This window comes from Micrococcus sp. GbtcB5 (genome assembly GCF_019091605.1).
GTDB classification, from domain to species: Bacteria; Actinomycetota; Actinomycetes; order Actinomycetales; family Micrococcaceae; genus Micrococcus; species Micrococcus luteus.
Map to the genome: position 1 here is coordinate 24,503 of NZ_JAGXJK010000014.1, position 15,254 is coordinate 39,756.

At 75.0% G+C, this 15,254-nt stretch carries 19 protein-coding genes; 8 read left to right on the forward strand and 11 right to left on the reverse strand.

Annotated features, from left to right (window positions below; all coding sequences use genetic code 11):
* Position 1: 1 nt before the first annotated feature.
* On the reverse strand, positions 2-1,084 hold the full coding sequence (pheS, locus tag KVS67_RS06730; RefSeq protein WP_063189492.1) for a phenylalanine--tRNA ligase subunit alpha: 1,083 nt from the start codon (positions 1,082-1,084) through the stop codon (positions 2-4).
* 86 nt (positions 1,085-1,170) lie between these two features.
* Between pheS and KVS67_RS06735 the strand changes: the two genes are divergently transcribed.
* Together KVS67_RS06735 and KVS67_RS06740 are read left to right on the forward strand one after the other, a co-directional pair.
* Positions 1,171-1,578, forward strand: coding sequence for a CHY zinc finger protein (locus KVS67_RS06735; protein WP_063189494.1), 408 nt, complete (start codon positions 1,171-1,173; stop codon positions 1,576-1,578).
* Positions 1,575-2,024 carry a hypothetical protein gene (locus tag KVS67_RS06740; protein WP_063189495.1) on the forward strand — a complete coding sequence of 150 codons (450 nt, stop codon included), beginning with the start codon at positions 1,575-1,577 and terminating at the stop codon, positions 2,022-2,024. The genes KVS67_RS06735 and KVS67_RS06740 overlap by 4 nt, the downstream gene beginning before the upstream one ends.
* Before the next feature lie 43 nt (positions 2,025-2,067).
* Here KVS67_RS06740 and KVS67_RS06745 read toward each other — a convergent pair whose 3' ends face one another.
* Positions 2,068-2,730 (reverse strand): hypothetical protein, encoded by a 663-nt coding sequence (locus KVS67_RS06745; protein ID WP_063189574.1) that lies wholly within the window; start codon positions 2,728-2,730, stop codon positions 2,068-2,070.
* Between the two features lie 92 nt (positions 2,731-2,822).
* Here KVS67_RS06745 and KVS67_RS06750 point away from each other — a divergent pair, with 92 nt between their 5' ends.
* Positions 2,823-3,896, forward strand: coding sequence for an Rv2578c family radical SAM protein (locus KVS67_RS06750; protein ID WP_063189497.1), 1,074 nt, complete (start codon positions 2,823-2,825; stop codon positions 3,894-3,896).
* A gap of 34 nt (positions 3,897-3,930) precedes the next feature.
* On the opposite strand, the gene KVS67_RS06755 is transcribed toward KVS67_RS06750, so the two are convergent.
* Entirely contained in the window at positions 3,931-4,443 is a 513-nt protein-coding gene (locus KVS67_RS06755; RefSeq protein WP_063189499.1) for a (deoxy)nucleoside triphosphate pyrophosphohydrolase, read from the reverse strand.
* A 56-nt stretch (positions 4,444-4,499) separates the two neighbouring features.
* Between KVS67_RS06755 and KVS67_RS06760 the strand changes: the two genes are divergently transcribed.
* Both KVS67_RS06760 and KVS67_RS06765 read left to right on the forward strand, forming a co-directional pair.
* The gene (locus tag KVS67_RS06760; protein ID WP_063189501.1) at positions 4,500-5,822 is read left to right on the forward strand and encodes an MFS transporter; all 1,323 of its coding nucleotides are present in this window, start codon (positions 4,500-4,502) and stop codon (positions 5,820-5,822) included.
* Between the two features lie 141 nt (positions 5,823-5,963).
* Positions 5,964-6,236 (forward strand): GlsB/YeaQ/YmgE family stress response membrane protein, encoded by a 273-nt coding sequence (locus tag KVS67_RS06765; protein WP_036315639.1) that lies wholly within the window; start codon positions 5,964-5,966, stop codon positions 6,234-6,236.
* Between the two features lie 88 nt (positions 6,237-6,324).
* Here KVS67_RS06765 and KVS67_RS06770 read toward each other — a convergent pair whose 3' ends face one another.
* The 4 genes from KVS67_RS06770 to infC all read right to left on the reverse strand — a co-directional run bounded on the left by KVS67_RS06770 (position 6,325) and on the right by infC (position 9,156).
* The gene (locus KVS67_RS06770) at positions 6,325-7,221 is read right to left on the reverse strand and encodes an RNA methyltransferase (RefSeq protein ID WP_063189503.1); all 897 of its coding nucleotides are present in this window, start codon (positions 7,219-7,221) and stop codon (positions 6,325-6,327) included.
* Positions 7,222-7,358: 137 nt separating this feature from the next.
* Positions 7,359-7,745: a 50S ribosomal protein L20 gene (gene rplT, locus KVS67_RS06775; protein WP_002853696.1), complete on the reverse strand. Its 387-nt coding sequence runs from the start codon at positions 7,743-7,745 to the stop codon at positions 7,359-7,361.
* An 89-nt stretch (positions 7,746-7,834) separates the two neighbouring features.
* Positions 7,835-8,029: a 50S ribosomal protein L35 gene (gene rpmI / locus KVS67_RS06780; protein ID WP_002853699.1), complete on the reverse strand. Its 195-nt coding sequence runs from the start codon at positions 8,027-8,029 to the stop codon at positions 7,835-7,837.
* Between the two features lie 104 nt (positions 8,030-8,133).
* Positions 8,134-9,156, reverse strand: coding sequence for a translation initiation factor IF-3 (gene infC, locus KVS67_RS06785; protein ID WP_217565153.1), 1,023 nt, complete (start codon positions 9,154-9,156; stop codon positions 8,134-8,136).
* 328 nt (positions 9,157-9,484) lie between these two features.
* Between infC and KVS67_RS06790 the strand changes: the two genes are divergently transcribed.
* On the forward strand, positions 9,485-9,856 hold the full coding sequence (locus KVS67_RS06790) for a DUF1844 domain-containing protein (RefSeq protein ID WP_036313345.1): 372 nt from the start codon (positions 9,485-9,487) through the stop codon (positions 9,854-9,856).
* Positions 9,857-9,924: 68 nt separating this feature from the next.
* Here the strand turns inward: KVS67_RS06790 and KVS67_RS06795 are convergent, their stop codons facing one another.
* On the reverse strand, positions 9,925-10,401 hold the full coding sequence (locus KVS67_RS06795) for a hypothetical protein (protein WP_041105247.1): 477 nt from the start codon (positions 10,399-10,401) through the stop codon (positions 9,925-9,927).
* A gap of 367 nt (positions 10,402-10,768) precedes the next feature.
* On the opposite strand from KVS67_RS06795, the gene KVS67_RS06800 reads away from it, so the two are divergent.
* Entirely contained in the window at positions 10,769-11,017 is a 249-nt protein-coding gene (locus KVS67_RS06800; protein WP_002854852.1) for a WhiB family transcriptional regulator, read from the forward strand.
* 62 nt (positions 11,018-11,079) lie between these two features.
* On the opposite strand, the gene KVS67_RS06805 is transcribed toward KVS67_RS06800, so the two are convergent.
* From KVS67_RS06805 to KVS67_RS06815, 3 genes are read right to left on the reverse strand one after another with little or no spacing between them, the layout of a single operon-like run.
* Complete coding sequence (locus KVS67_RS06805) at positions 11,080-12,588, reverse strand: sensor histidine kinase (RefSeq protein ID WP_036316015.1); 1,509 nt, start codon at positions 12,586-12,588, stop codon at positions 11,080-11,082.
* Positions 12,558-14,141 carry a tyrosine-protein kinase family protein gene (locus KVS67_RS06810; RefSeq protein WP_063189505.1) on the reverse strand — a complete coding sequence of 528 codons (1,584 nt, stop codon included), beginning with the start codon at positions 14,139-14,141 and terminating at the stop codon, positions 12,558-12,560. Before KVS67_RS06810 ends, KVS67_RS06805 begins: the two co-directional genes overlap by 31 nt.
* A gap of 2 nt (positions 14,142-14,143) precedes the next feature.
* Positions 14,144-14,791, reverse strand: a complete 648-nt coding sequence (locus tag KVS67_RS06815) for an SAF domain-containing protein (protein ID WP_002854857.1) — start codon at positions 14,789-14,791, stop codon at positions 14,144-14,146.
* A 225-nt stretch (positions 14,792-15,016) separates the two neighbouring features.
* On the opposite strand from KVS67_RS06815, the gene KVS67_RS06820 reads away from it, so the two are divergent.
* Positions 15,017-15,241: a helix-turn-helix domain-containing protein gene (locus KVS67_RS06820; protein ID WP_049147317.1), complete on the forward strand. Its 225-nt coding sequence runs from the start codon at positions 15,017-15,019 to the stop codon at positions 15,239-15,241.
* Positions 15,242-15,254 lie beyond the last annotated feature (13 nt).

Consider the following 15,254-nt stretch of genomic DNA (forward strand, 5'->3'; position numbering starts at 1 on the left):
ATCAGACCTCCATTCCGAAGTGCTGGGAGAAGCGGACGTCGCCCTCGATCATGTCGTGCATGTCCGGGACCTCGTTGCGGAACATGAGCGTGCGCTCCACGCCCATGCCGAACGCGAACCCGGAGTACTCCTCCGGGTCCAGGCCCGCGGCGCGCAGCACATTCGGGTGCACCATGCCGCAGCCGCCCCACTCGATCCATCGGGGCCCGCCCTTGGCGCCGGGGTGCCAGATGTCCAGCTCGGCGCTGGGCTCGGTGAACGGGAAGAAGTTCGGGCGCAGGCGGATGGCCGCCTCGGCCCCGAACATCTGGCGGGCGAAGTACTCGAGGGTGCCGCGCAGGTGGGCCATGGTCAGGCCCTTGTCCACGGCCAGGCCCTCGAACTGGTGGAACACCGGGGTGTGCGTGGCGTCCAGCTCGTCCGTGCGGAAGGTGCGACCCGGGCACAGCACGTAGGTGGGGGCGCCCCGCTCGAGCAGGGAGCGCATCTGCACCGGGGAGGTGTGGGTGCGCAGCAGCAGGTGGGCCTCGGTCGGGGCCACGAAGAAGGTGTCCTGCATCTCGCGGGCCGGATGGTCCGGCGCGAAGTTGAGGGAGTCGAAGTTGAACCACTCGGACTCGAGCTCGGGGCCCTCCGCGATCTCCCAGCCCATGCCGACGAAGATCTCCGAGACGCGGTCCATGGTCAGCGAGAGCGGGTGACGGGCGCCGACGCGGCGGCGACGGACCGCGGTGGTCACATCCACCGTCTCCTCGCGCAGGATCCGCGCGGCCTGCTCCGCCTCGAGCACCTCGGTGCGGGCGGCCAGGGCCTTGCCCAGGCGGCCGCGTGCGGCGCCCATGAGCTTGCCGGCCTCCGCCTTGCGCTCCTTGGGCAGGGCGCCGATCGCCTTGTTCGCGAGAGTCAGGGGGGCCCGGTCGCCGGTGTGGGCCAGGCGGGCGGCCTTGAGCTCATCGAGGTCCGCCGCGGCCTCGTACGCGGCGAGCGCGGCCTGCACGGCGGCCTCCACCGCCTCCGCGTCCACGGGGGAGATCTCCGCCACGGGCGCGGTGGGCTCCGCGCCGGTCTCGGGGCTGGGTGTCATCAGGGCAACGACCTTCGCATGGGGGACGGTGGGACGCCCGTCAGTCTAGTGTCCGCCCCGGACGCGCTCGGCCTAGGCTGAGGCGCATGACCGCCCCGGACTCCCTCGACGGCACCGACCCGCTGCTGCGGGGCGTGGGCCTGGACGCGCAGACCCGCTGCGCCCATTACGCCACGGCGCGGGACGTCGTCGCCCTGCGCTCCGCCTGCTGCCCCGCGTACTGGTCCTGCCACCGCTGCCACGCGGAACTCGCCGACCACCCGGCCGTACCGGTGCCGGCCGGCGACTTCGACCGGCCGCACGTGCTGTGCGGGGTGTGCCGCACCGAGCTGAGCGTGACCGCCTACCTCGCCCTCGAGGCCGCCGCCGATCCCGCGTGCCCGGCCTGCGGGGCGCCGTTCAACCCGGGCTGCGCGGCCCATGCCCCGCTCTACTTCGACGTCCCCGCGTCCGGGTCCCCCGCCGGGGACGCCGATCCGGCGGCACAGCCATGACCGCGGCCCCCTCCCGGCCGTCGCCTCCGGCGCACGTGCGGGCGCGCGGGCTGTGGAACCTGCTGAACCTGGCGACGCCGCTGGGGCTGGTGGGCGCCGTCGTCGCCGGCTGCGCGCTGCGGCCCGGGCCGCACGGGCTGATCGAGGCCCGCGGCTGGACGCACCGGTTCCCGGGCGGGGCCGCGTTCACGGTCGGCGACGTCGTGTTCACCCGCCCCGGCCTGCGCATGACGCCCGCGCTGTGGCGGCACGAGGCCGGCCATGCGGGCCAGTACGCCCTCCTGCTGGGTCTGCCCTTCCTGCCGGCGTACGCGCTGGCGGCGGCGTGGTCGACGTGGCGGACCGGGGACCCGGCGTCGCGCAACGTCTTCGAACGACGCGCGGGCCTGACCCTGGGCGGCTACGTCGAGCGGCCCGTGGTCCGCGGCCTGCGGCGCCGCCGCTGACGGGCACGGGCGGTCGCGCCGACACGGACCCGGGGTCCGGGGGTCAGTGCAGGGTGCCGCCGGGGACCTCGAGGTCGGGGCCGCCGGCCAGCGCCGTCAGGGCGGCCTCGGCCACCGCGCGCGCCAGGTCGGCCGCGGGCAGCGCCGGGGTGTCCGGCGTCGGGCGGTGCTCGGTATCCCACGGCACGTGGAGGAAGCCGGCGGCCCGGGCGGTGCCGGGGGCGTCGAGGAGCGAGTACATGACGTGGTTGCACACGAATGCGCCCGCGGACAGGGACGGCTCCGCGGCGACGCCGGCCGCCCGGATCGCGGAGACGGCACGCTTGGCGAGCAGGGTGGCGAACAGGGCCGCGGGCCCGTCAGCGCGCACGGGCCGGTCCACGGGCTGGTCCCCCGCGTTGTCCGGGATCCGGGCGTCCTGCAGGTTCACGGCCACCCGCTCGACCCGGACGGCCGCCGTGCCGCCGGCCAGCCCCACGGCGATCGCCGCCTCCGGCCGGACCCGGTCGAGAGCCGCGGTCAGGGCAGGCCCCGCCGCGCCGAACGCGCACGGCAGCTCGACCGCCTCGGCCGTCACACCCCGGTCCGCCAGGATGCCCACGGCGTCCCGCGCGGCGGCGATCGACGGGTTGTGGACGTCGCCGCCGAAGGGCTCGAAGCCCGTGAGCAGGACGCGGGCGGCCGGGGCGGGTGCACGGGAGGTCATGGCGACCACGGTAGGCGCGTCTCGGCGCCCGCGCCACGCCCGGACTCGAACACGCTTGCGGGTCGATTCGAACATGTGTTCTACTTCTGGCCATGCGATGGGAAGCGCAGACCCTGCGGTCCGAGGGCGGAGCCCAGCGGGCGACGGCCGGCACACCGGCCGGCTCCGCCGCCCTGCTGCCGCTCTCGGACCTGCAGCGGAGTGTCACCACCCCGGAGTTCGCGGGGGTCACCTTCCATGAGGTGCTCGCGAAGACCGCGCTGAACTCGGTGCCGTCTGCCTCGGCCATGCCGTTCCGCTGGACCGTGAACCCGTACCGCGGCTGCACCCACGCCTGCCGGTACTGCTACGCCCGCAGCACCCACACCTTCCTCGAGCTCGATGCCGGGGCCGAATTCGACCGGCAGATCGTCGTGAAGGTCAACGTCGCCGAGGTGCTGCGCGCCGAGCTCGCCCGCCCCACGTGGGGCCGCGAGGCGGTGGCGTTGGGGACCAACACGGACCCGTATCAGCGGGCCGAGGGCCGCTACGCGCTGATGCCCGGGATCATCCGAGCCCTGGCGGATTCCGGCACCCCGTTCTCCGTGCTGACCAAGGGGACCCTGCTCGCGCGGGATGTGCCCCTGCTGCAGGCGGCCTCGCGCCAGGTGCCCGTGCAGGTCTCGCTGTCCCTGGCGATGCTCGACCCCGCCATCGCCGCCGCGGTCGAGCCGGGCACACCGTCGCCGACCGCACGCCTGCGCCTGATCGAGCGGCTCGCCGCCGCGGGTGCGGACGTCACCGTCATGGCCATGCCTCTGCTGCCGTGGCTCACGGACGGGGACCGCGAGATCGACGCCCTCATGCGCGCGCTGGCGGACGCCGGGGCGGCGCGCGTCATGCCGGGCGCCCTGCACCTGCGGCCGGGCGCGAAGGAGTGGTACCTGGACTGGATCCGCCGCGAGCACCCGGATCTGCTGGGCGGCTACGAGCAGATGTACGCCCGGTCCGCCTACGCGCCCGAGTCGTACCGCCGCATGCTCACCCGGGTGGCCGGGGAGGCCGCCGCACGGCACGGCCTGGCCCGCGGCGGCGCCCACGGCATCCGGCGCGAGGACGGTCCCACGGCCCGGCGCACCCCGGCACCCCGGCCCTCCGCTCCGGCGGCGCAGCCCGCGCTGTTCTGACCGGTCCGCGGGGCGCGGCCGGCCGCGTGTCGACTCAGCGCCCCGCGGAGAACGCCGTGGCGGCGCCACGGAGCACCTCGGCCACGATCGGCCGGTCCGCCGGGATCCAGTCCAGGTGCCGCACGCCCGGCCCGGCGAGCGGCAGCCACGCCAGCAGGTCGTGGTCCTGGAGGGCTCGGGGTGTCGTCCCCTCCTCCGCCAGGACGCCCCAGAACACCCGCATCCGGGCGCCGTTGGCCAGCTCCCACCCGTCCGGCTCCGGCGCCGCCACCTCGGGGCCGAGCCGCACGGCGACCCCGAGCTCCTCCCGACACTCCCGCAGCAGCGCCTCCTGGGCACCCTCCCCCGGCTCGACCTTGCCCCCGGGGAACTCCCAGAGTCCCCGCAGCGCGGCGGGCGCGCTGCGGCGGGCCGCCAGCAGGCGGGTCGGCGCGGCCGCATCGTCGAGCAGCGCGAGCCCCACGACCAGCCGCGGTCGCGCACCGTCCCGGGGCGACGTCGTCGGGCTGGCGGGGAGCACGGGGCGAGCAGGTGTGGCGGAGGTCATGAGCCCAGGCTAGCGAGGCCCCCGCCCCCGCAGACCGGAGTCCGTAGGCTGGGTCGGTGCCCACCCCCACTCCCGCCGCCGACGGCGCCCACGACCGTTCCCCCCGCGCCCCGCGTCCGACGCGCCCGGACCCGCCCATCCCGCCGACCGCGCCGACGGGCCCGGGCGCGCTGCTGGGCGGCCGGCGCGTGCGTCTGCTGCCGGCCATCCTCGCGCTGGCCCTGGGCAGCTTCGCGATCGGCACCACGGAGTTCGCGATGATGGGCCTGCTGCCGCAGGCGGTGGCCGACCTCGGCATCGGTCTCGAGGCCGGCGGCGTGCTCATCTCCATGTACGCGTTGGGCGTCGTGATCGGCGCTCCCCTGCTGGCCGCGTCCTTCGCCCGCGTCGACCGGCGGGTCACGAGCATCGTGCTGATGCTGCTGTTCGTCGTGGGGCACGTGGCCGCCTTCCTCGCCCCGGACATGGGGAGCATGATGGCGGCCCGGTTCGTGTCGGGCCTGCCCCACGGCGCCTACTTCTCCGCGGCCGCCCTGGCCGCGGCGGACCTCGCCGGGCCCGCCCGCCGCGGCCAGGCCGTGGCGTGGGTGATGGCCGGGCTGTCCGTGGCCAACGTGCTGGGCGTGCCGGGCGCGACGGCGCTCGGGCAGGCCGCCGGCTGGCGCTGGATGTTCGTCATCGTGGCGACGTGCGCGGCCCTGTGCGTGGCCGCCACCGCATGGCTCGTGCCGCCGGTCCCGGCGCCCGAGGGGGCGTCCGTGCGCCGCGAGCTGCGCGGCCTGGCGTCCGGGCGCCTGTGGGCCACGGTGGCCGTCGGCGTCCTCGGCTTCGCCGGCATGTTCGCCCTCTACACCTACATCGCCCCCCTGCTGACCACGGTGTCCGGCCTCGATGAGCGGTGGGTGCCCGCCGTCCTGGCCCTCTACGGGGTGGGCATGGTCGTCGGCACGCTCGTCGGCGGCGCCCTCACGGACCGCGACCCGGTGCGCACGCTGCGTCTGAGCTTCGCACTCAGCGCTGTCTTCCTTCTGGGCGTCGGCCTGACCGCGCAGTGGGCGCCCGTGATGGTGGTCTTCCTCTTCCTGGTGGCCGTCAGCGGCTCCGGGATCGCCCCGTCCCTGCAGGTGCTGCTGGTGGACTCCGCCCCCACCGCGCCGCAGTTGGCGGGCTCCCTGAACCACTCCGCACTGAACATGGCCAACGCCATGGGGGCCTGGGTCGGCGCGGCCGCGATCGGCGCCGGAGCCTCCCTGAGGACCCCGCCGCTCATCGGTGCCGCCATTGCCCTCGGCGGCCTCGTCCTCGCGCTCCTGCTGGTCCGACGCACCCCCGCCGTCGGCGCCGTCCCGCACGACGGCCCCTCCGCCGCCACCGTGTGAATCGCGTGCGGCGCGCTCGGTCCACGGGCGGCTGACCTCGCGATCGAGGGGTAGCGGGCCGTCAGAGGTGGCACAGGTGGAATCGGCTTTGCTAAGTTCCTTTCCGTACGTCATCATCCGCAACTCGAAAGGAACATCAGCATGTTCACCATCATCGCTTGGATCATTATCGGCCTCATCGCCGGTGCCATCGCTCGCCTAATTCTTCCGGGGCGACAGGGCTCCGGCTGGCTGGGTGCCCTCATCACGGGCCTCCTGGGTGCCGTTCTCGGTGGCTGGATCTCCACCCTGCTCGGCGGGGAAGGGCTCGGCGACGCGTTCAGCTGGCAGACGCTCATCTGGTCTGTGATCGGCGGCGTCATCGTGGCCTTCATCTGGCAGGCCATCACCAGCCGCCGCGGCACCCGCGTCTGAGCTGACATCGGCTGACCCGGCACCCGCCGGGTCGACCCCAGAAGGGGCGGGGATCCTCACGGATCCCCGCCCCTTCTGGCGTGTGCGTTCAGTCCCGCGTGGTCGGCGAGGCCATCGCCGAGGCGTAGAGGCACACCGTGGCCGCCGTGCCCACGTTCAGGGACTCCGCGGCGCCGTAGAGGGGCACGGCCACCCGGCGCTCCGCCAGGGCCAGCTCCGCCTCGTCCAGGCCCTGGGCCTCATTGCCGAACAGCCAGGCGGTGCGCGCCCCCAGCGACGCCGGGGACAGGGCGTCCAGTCGATCGGACCCGTGGCCGTCGGCGGCCCACACCTGTAGACCCGCCGCCCGGGCAGCCACCGCCACGTCCTCCGCCTGCACCCCCGCGAGCACGGGCAGGTGGAACAGGGACCCGGCGGTGGAGCGGACCACCTTCGGATTGAACGGGTCCACCGATCCGGCGGTGAGCACCACCGCGTCCGCGCCCGCGGCGTCCGCCGCGCGCAGCACCGTCCCCGCGTTGCCCGGGTCCTGCACGCGGCACAGCACGGCCGCCAGCGCCGCACCGTCGAACGCGTCCTCCAGGGCGGGCTGATCCGGGACGCGGGCCACGGCCACGACGCCCTGGCCCGTCACCGCGTCCGCCATGGCCGTCAGGACCTCGTCCGAGGCCTCCCGCACGAACACCCGCTCGCCGCCGTCGGGCCCGTCGGCGGCCACCCGCTCCACGAGGGCCGCCAGCTCCGAGTCCCGGTCGGCGAGCCCGGCGGAGACGTAGACCTGGGTGAGGACGCGACCGGCCGGCCACTGCCGCGCCGCGCCCGCCGGCCCCTCCCCCAGGTGGGCGCGCAAGGCCTCGCGGCAGGCCTGCGGCCCCTCGACGAGGAACGTGCCCGTCCGGCGTCGGGCGGAGCGGCCCGCCAGGACTGCCACCGCGCGCACGCGCTCGGCGCGGGGATGGGTCATCGGCTCGGCGTGCGGGGTCATGGGGTCTTCCTGGTCGGGGCTCGGCTGCGGGTGCGCAGACGCCGACGGGGCGGGCCTCGGTGGAGGACCCGCCCCGTCGGCGGTGGTGCTCACGCCTGGGACGTGGTGGTGGGGGCCCTCAAGGCCCCGGAGCCGGCTCAGCGGGAGGCGGCGGGGGCGTTCACGTCTGCGGGCAGCGCCTCGCGGGCGGTCTTCACCAGCACGGCGAAGGTCGCGGCGTCGGAGACGGCGATCTCGGCCAGCATGCGGCGGTCCACCTCGACGCCGGCCAGCTTGAGGCCCTGCATGAAGCGGTTGTAGGTCATGCCGTTGGCGCGGGCGGCCGCGTTGATGCGGGTGATCCACAGGCGACGGAAGTCACCCTTGCGCTTGTGGCGATGCTGGTAGTTGTAGGTGAACGAGTGGAGCATCTGCTCCTTCGCCTTGCGGTACAGGCGAGACCGCTGGCCGCGGTAGCCGGAGGCGCGCTCCAGCATGGTCCGACGCTTCTTGTGGGCGTTCACTGCCCGCTTCACACGTGCCACGTGCGTACTCCAATCTGTGTGGTCCCCGGGGCGCGCACTGGCGCGTCACGGCCGAGGAGGAAGGGGTTCCGGCGAGGCCGGGGGGGGTGTCAGATGCCGAGCATCCGCTTGATCTGCTTGATGCTGCCCTTGGAGACGAGCTGGTCGCCCTTGAGACGGCGGGTCAGGCGCGAGGACTTGTGCTCCAGGTAGTGGCGGCGGTTCGCCTGCTGGCGCATGATCTTGCCGGAGCCGGTCACGCGGAAGCGCTTCTTGGCACCGCTGTGGGTCTTCATCTTCGGCATGGCTGCCGTTCTCCTTCACTCATCGCTGCCGTGCGCGGCGCGCACGGCAGTGCTGGTCACCCCGGTCCGTCCGGACCGGGCTGGTCTGTGGCGACCCCGGGGGGTCAGGCCCGAGGACCGGGCTTGGGGGCACCGCCGCGGGGGGCGGCGGGCTTGGACGGGGCCGGCATCGGCTTGGCCGCCGGCTTCGGAGCCGACGACGGCGCGGCCGGCTTGGCGGCGGACCGCGACTTCGGCGTGGCAGCCGGCGCAGCCGAGGACTGCGGCTTCGGCGTCGCGGCCGGCTTCGGGGCCGATGCGGGCGTGGCGCTGGAGGCCGGCTTCGCAGCCGGGGCGGCCGCGGCCGGGCGGGGAGCCGCCGGGGCCGGGGTCTTCGGCGCCTGCTTCGTCTCGGCCGGGGCCGCGGAGGCGTTCTCCTGCGTCCGGGCGGCCATGGCCTTCAGCTGCTCGGGGAACGCGTCCCCGACCGAATTCCGCACCGGGGCGGAGTCGGACGCCGCCTTCTGCGCGGCGCGCTCCTTGGCCTCGCGGGCGGCCTGGTCGCGACGCGAACCGCCGCCCTGACGCTCGCGGTGGCTCTCGGCCGAGTTCTTGCGCTGGTCCGCCCGCGCATCGGCCTTGGTGCGCAGCGGGCCGACCACCATCACCATGTTGCGGCCGTCCTGGCGCGGCTGCGATTCGACGGTGCCCAGCTCGGCGACGTCCTCGGCGAACTGCTGCAGCAGCTTGATGCCGAGTTCGGGACGCTGCTGCTCACGGCCGCGGAACTGGATGATGGCCTTGACCTTGTCGCCCTGGCTCAGGAACTTCTTGGCGTGGCCGGTCTTGGTCTCGTAGTCGTGCTTGTCGATCTTCAGGCGGAAGCGGACCTCCTTGAGGACCGTGTTCACCTGGTTCTTGCGCGACTCACGGGCCTTCACCGCGGCCTCGTACTTGTACTTGCCGAAATCCATCAGCTTGCACACCGGAGGCTTGGCCGTGGGGGCCACCTCCACGAGATCCAGGTCCGCCTCGGCGGCGAGCCGGAGGGCGTCCTCGACGCGGACGATGCCGACCTGTTCGCCGTTCGGGCCGACCAGGCGGACTTCCGGAACGCGGATACGCTCGTTGATGCGGGGATCGCTGATGGTGGTACTCCTCTGTGTGAGACGACGGGTGACCCCGCGCCCACCGGAGGGGCCCTCGGAAACGAGGAAGGCCTCCCCTGCGCGGACGCAGACGGAGGCCTCGACACGATCCCGTCGGACGGGACCCTCGGTGCGGGCTGCGCGCCACGACGCGGCGGTCCCGACCGGCGACCCGGCAACTCGGCCCGGGGCGAACCGGACATCCTGCTGACGCGGGTGGGAGAGAGGCCTCCACTTTGCTGCTCCTGGCCCGTGCACGCCTGCTCCGGGGTCACCGGATGACGAGGACGTGCGCGGACCACGAGTGGTCTATGGGAAGCTTACCACCATGACAGACGAACGTCAGGCCCAGGACGCCACCCCCATGGACGCCCCCGCCGAGATCCGCGACATCCACGAGGTCCCCGCCGTCGAGGTCATCACGACCACCGCCGTGCACCTGATGACCGCCGCCGCCGTCAAGTGCGGCCTGGCCGACTCCCCCGACGCCCGCGAGCTCATCGATCTCGACGAGGCCCGCAAGCTCATCACGGCCCTCGCCGGGCTGGTCACGGCCGCGGCCCCCGAGATCGGCAGCCAGCACGCCGGCCCGCTGCGCGACGGCCTGCGCTCGCTGCAGCTGGCGTTCCGTGAGGCCTCCCCGTTCCCGGACGCCCCGGGCAAGGGCCCCGGCGAGAAGTTCACCGGCCCGGTGAACTGACCACGCCCCCCGATGACGACGACGGCGCGCCCCCGACCGGGGGCGCGCCGTCGTCGTCGGAGCCGGGCTCAGGCGTCCGTCGAGGCCTCCGGGGCGGGGGTGAGATGCCGGGTGACCGGCGTCGTGAAGAGGGTGAGCAGCGCGACGCCGGAGACCGCGAGCAGCGGCCCACCCAGAGCGGCGGCGTCCACGCTGAAGAGCCATGACGACAGGAGCACACCGAAGAGCTGGATCGCGACGGCGGCGCCGCGGCTCCACGCCCGACCGCGCAGCAGGGCGACGGCGGTCGCAAGGATCCACAGGGTGAGCAGCGCGTAGATGACGACCAGCATCACGCGGGCGCCGGCCGGGAGCACCCCGTCCGCCGCATGCACCACCGCGTCCACGGCGAGCCAGAGGAGCGCGCCCGCCTCGAGCACGAGCGCCGCGGCGACCACGAGGACGGCCACCGGCAGGCCCCGGCCGGGGCGGGGCGGGACCGTCGTCGCGTCGGCGCCCGACGACTCGGACGGGGCGACGGGGTCGGGGCGGCGGGACTGTGCCATGGGGCCTCTCCTGCGGGACGGCTGCGGGGACGGACGTGTCCCCCACCGTACGCCGGGCGGTGCGCGGGCCAGGTCCGCGGCGACGCGCCGCCCCGGGCATGGGTGTGACCAAGGACTCACTGGGAGGTGCGGTGATGCACCTCATTCACCTCTTGTTCACTCGTGAGGGCCGTGCGAGGATGGCACGCGAAAGATTTCCGGGGGCCGCGTTCGTACGAAAGCGGTCCCCGTTGCAATGACCAGGGTCGCCCTCCGTATCGGTCGTGCCGCGCGTCGTCCGCGCAGGCCCCCGCGCCCGCCGCCGGCGGAGGCCGTGACCACCGGCGCCCGCGGGCTCCGGCTCTTCCGACAGAAAGTGAGCGGACCGATGGATTGGCGCAGTAAAGCAGCGTGCCTGGACAAGGACCCGGAGCTGTTCTTCCCCGTGGGCAACACCGGCCCCGCCCTCCTGCAGATCGAGGAGGCCAAGGCGGTGTGCCGTTCGTGTGAGGTCGTGGACACGTGCCTGAAGTGGGCCATGGAGTCCGGCCAGGACTCGGGCGTCTGGGGCGGCATGAGCGAGGACGAGCGGCGCGCCATGAAGCGCCGCGCGGCGCGCGCCCGCCGCGCCTCCTGACCCACCCGGACCACCGGCCCCGTCGACCTCGTCGACGGGGCCGTCGTCATGCCCGGCCGGGCTCACGTCAGGGGCAGTCGCAGCACGACGCGCGTGCCGCCGTCGTCGGACCGCTCCCAGCGCAGGGTGCCGCGCAGGTCCCCCTCCACGAGCGAGTGCACGATGCGCAGGCCGAGCCCCGATCCCTCGCCCGCGCGGGGAGACTCCCCCGGCACCCATCCGTCGGGGGCGGCGGGGCCGCCGTCCGTCACGGACACGACCAGCACCGTTCCCGCGGGGGTCGACTCGCGGTCGGCGTGCAGGCCCACGCAGCCACCGCCCGGCGCCGTGCCGTGCTCGACGGCGTTGGCCGCCAGCTCATTGAGCACCAGCGCCAGCGGCGTGGTCACGTGGGAGGGCAGTTCACCGAACTCGCCCGTGACCGCGACCTGCAGCGGCCGCCCGTCCCCGGCCACCTCGACGGCCAGGCGGAACTGCCGCTGCAGCAGACCGTCCACGGGGACCTGGTCCTCGATCTCCTCGCTCAGCGTCTGGTGGACGAGGGCGATCGTGTCCACCCGCTGCATCGCCTGACGCAGCGCACGCTCCGCCTCGGGCGAGGACGTGCGCCGCGCCTGCATGCGCAGCAGCGATCCCACGGTCTGCAGGTTGTTCTTGACGCGGTGGTGGATCTCGCGGATGGTCGCGTCCTTGGTGAGCAGACGCTGCTCCTGGCGGCGCAGCTCGGTCACGTCGCGCAGCAGCAGCAGCGCCCCCTGCCAGCCGTCCGGACCGAGCAGGGGGACGGAGCGCACCGTGAGGGACGCCCCGCCGGACTGCACCTCCCGCCGTCCGGCACGCAGGCCGGTGAGCACCGCCCACGTCCCCTCGTCGGTGGGAACGCGGGCGGCCTCGGTGCTGGCCAGCACGTCGGTGAGCCGGTGCCCCTCGAGGGTCGAGGCGATGCCCAGCCGGCGCAGGGCGGAGACCGCGTTGGGACTGGTGAACTCGGCGACCGAGTCCGGCCCGAGCACGACGAGGCCGTCCCCCACCCGCGGCGTGCCGCCCGCCCAGAGGCCGGAGGGCTCCTCGGGCGCCGGCCAGCGGCCGTGCTGCATCATGTCCAGCAGGGTGCTGGCCGTCCGGCTGTAGTTCTCCTCGATCACCGAGCGCGCCGGCCGGCCGTTCGGGTCCGCGTGCGCGGAGACGACCGCGATGACCCTCCCGGCGCGGACCACCGGCCACAGACGCACCTGCAGCGTGCCTCCCGGGGCCTCGACGGGGCCGGCCCCCTCGGCCCGCTCCCCGCCGTGCCACGTCTGCCCGACGACGGCCCGCAGGTCCGCGCGGGCGCGCGAGCCCACGATGTCGCGGTGGAAGAGGGTGGGAGCGGTGAAGGGCCGGACCTGGGCGAGCGCGACGAACCCTCCGGCCTCGTCGCGGCGGGGCACGGGGCACCAGAGCACGAGGTCCGCGAGCGCCAGGTCCGCCACGAGCTGCCAGTCCCCCACGAGCCGCTGCAGCCAGGCGCGGTCCTCGTCTCCGATGTCCGGGTGCGACGTCAAGGGGTCCTGCGCGAGCGAACTGACCATGGGATCAGGGTACGGCGACGTGCCGGGCGGCCCGGGTCCGTGGCGTCGCGGGCGTCGTCGGAGGACGCGGCGGCGATGGTCTGCGAGGGCCGTGCGCGGTGCCGTCCGCGGCGGGCGGGGCGGGCAGGGACGCCGGCCAGCGTGGCGAGGGCGCGACGCAGCGGGCTGTTCGGAGCGGCCTCGGCGAGCACCTGGCCGGCGAGCAGCGCGGGGTCCGCGGCGGCCGGGTCCCACGGCAGGAACGCCTCCAGCGGCGTGGCGGGCGAGGCGTAGCGGTTCCAGACGGCCTCGACCTGGCCTCGCGGGGCGACGCCGGCGGCCGCGGGCCGGAGCCGGTTGACCACGACGCGCAGCCGTGCCGCCGGGGCCGCCTCCGCCAGGTCCTCGACCCCGCGGACCAGGCGGGGCAGTGCGACGGCGTCCGGCCCGCCGACCGCGATGACCTCGTCGGCCGCGGCGAGCGCCGCCAGGGTCGCACCGTTGCGCTGTGGGGCGGGCACGTCGAAGGACAACTCCTCGTCCTGCTCGAGACCGAACCCGACGTCGACGACCACGCGGTCCCAGTGTTCCCTGGCGGCCGCGATCAGCGCGGAGACGGCGGCGGGGCGCAGCTCGGGCCACCGGTCCACGCGGGTGAGTCCCGTCAGAACCGTCAGGTCCGCGCCGGCGACGCGGACGCGGACGCCCGCGGCCGCCAGGTCGGCGGCGCCCAGCCGGCCGTGGTCGGCCCGCCGCACGGCCCGCGCCACGCCGGCCGACTCCTCCGTCAGCCCCAGGTGCACACCGACGGCGGGGCCGTACGTGTCCAGGTCGATCAACAGCGTGTTCCGGCCGGCCACGGCGTGCTCGGCGGCGAGGTTCACGGCGACGGTGGTGCGTCCCGGAGCGCCGGTGGGGCCCCACACCACGGTCACCAGGGACTCCCGCGCGGGTCCGGCCGGTTCGCCCTCCTCCGGAGAGGGTGCGGGGTCGGCTCCCTCGTCCGCCGTGGCGGGGCCGCCGTCGGGCGTGGCCGCGGCGGGGGCGGCACCCGGCCCGGCGTCGTCGGGCTCGTCGGCGCCGCGCCAGGGGTCCGTGAGGCCGGGCACCTCGTCCGCGCCGAGCGTCTCCAGGGTGATCGGCAGGTCGTCGAGGTCCTCGGCGTGATCCAAGGCGTGGTCGGCGTCCTCCCCGTGCGAGGTCGCCGGCCGGCGGCCCTCCGCGGCCGCGCTCGCGGACTCCACGACGACGGCGGCGATCTGCTCGGGGTCGGCGTCGGCGCGCACGCAGGGCACCCCCATGCCGCGGAGGCGACGACGCTCGGCACGGACCTCGCTGAGCGCCGCCACGCCCACGGGTCGGGGCAGCCGGGCCGTCTCCTCCAGGAAGGCGGCGGTGAGGGACTCGGTGTCCCCGGCTACGAGGACCGCGTCCACGAGACCGGAGCGGGCGATCGCGAGCAGCTCGGCGAGGTCTTCGGCCCGGCGGAGGACCGTGATGTCCGTCTGGTGCCGCTCGAGCGGGCCGATGTGGTCCAGGCCCGGCTGGACGGTGGTGGCCAGGGCGATGCGCACGGTCAGCGCACCCCGTGGGCCGGCACGAGGGTGACCCGCGCGTCCTTGACCTTCGCGTCCACGATGCGCGGCAGGGTCTCTTCCGGTGCCAGCAGCTGCACCCGGGTGGTGCCCGAGCCGCCGAAGCCACTCTGCTCCGCCGTGACCTCGGAGATCTCGAGCGCCTCGGCCAGCCGGGCCGGGTCCGCATGGCCGCGGCCTCCCTCCGCGGGCATGGCCACCCAGACGTCCACGCGGTCCCCCACGCCCACGCCGGACGGCAGCGGCTCGTCCAGGGCCACCCCGACGGGACGACGGCCGTCCGGGTCCGCGTCCACCAGTGCCGCCGCAGGCAGCAGCTCGCCGGCCCGGACCGTCCCGGAGACCATCCGCCCCTCGGGCGCCGGAGCATCGGCGCTGAGGTACCGCTCGCCGGCCTCGCTGAGGTTCACCTCCACGGGCCGCAGGTCCCCGGCCGCGATGGGCGTGCCCGGGGGCAGGTCCTCCGCGGCCGTCCAGTACGCGGCGGTCCGCTGGGAGGAGGCGACCAGCGCCACCACGCCGGCGATCGAGGCGAGGACGAGCACGAGACCGACGAGGAGCCGGGGATCCCGCCAGCGGGGCCGGCGCAGACGGCCGCCCTCGGCGGACGCGGACATGGTCGTGGACACCGGATGTTCCCCCCTTCGGACCGGCCTCGCGGGCCGCCGCGGCCCCGGCACCCCGTCGGTGTCGGCCCCTCCGCGCTGCGCCCAGAGTAACCACAGGGGCCGTGGATCGCCGGATCCGCCGCGTACGCTGTGGAAAAGTGTCGCCTCCGGGTGTTCCCGGGGTTGAATGGGTCGACGTCATGGGCCGCCCGCGACCGTCCTGGACGCCTCGACCGAAGGAGCACCGTGCAGCGCTTTCTCACCCTGACCGACGTCGCGGAGACCCTGAACATCTCCGGTCAGGCCGCCCGTGCCCTGGTCCGCTCGGGTGAGCTGCAGGCCATCCAGGTCGGGGGCCGCGGTCAGTGGCGCATCGAGGTGTCCTGGCTCGAGGACTACGTGGAGCGTCAGAAGGAAGTGACGCGCGCCCGCGTCCGGGAGTGGACCGAGGCGGACGCGCAGGCCCGCTGAGCCCACACGGTCT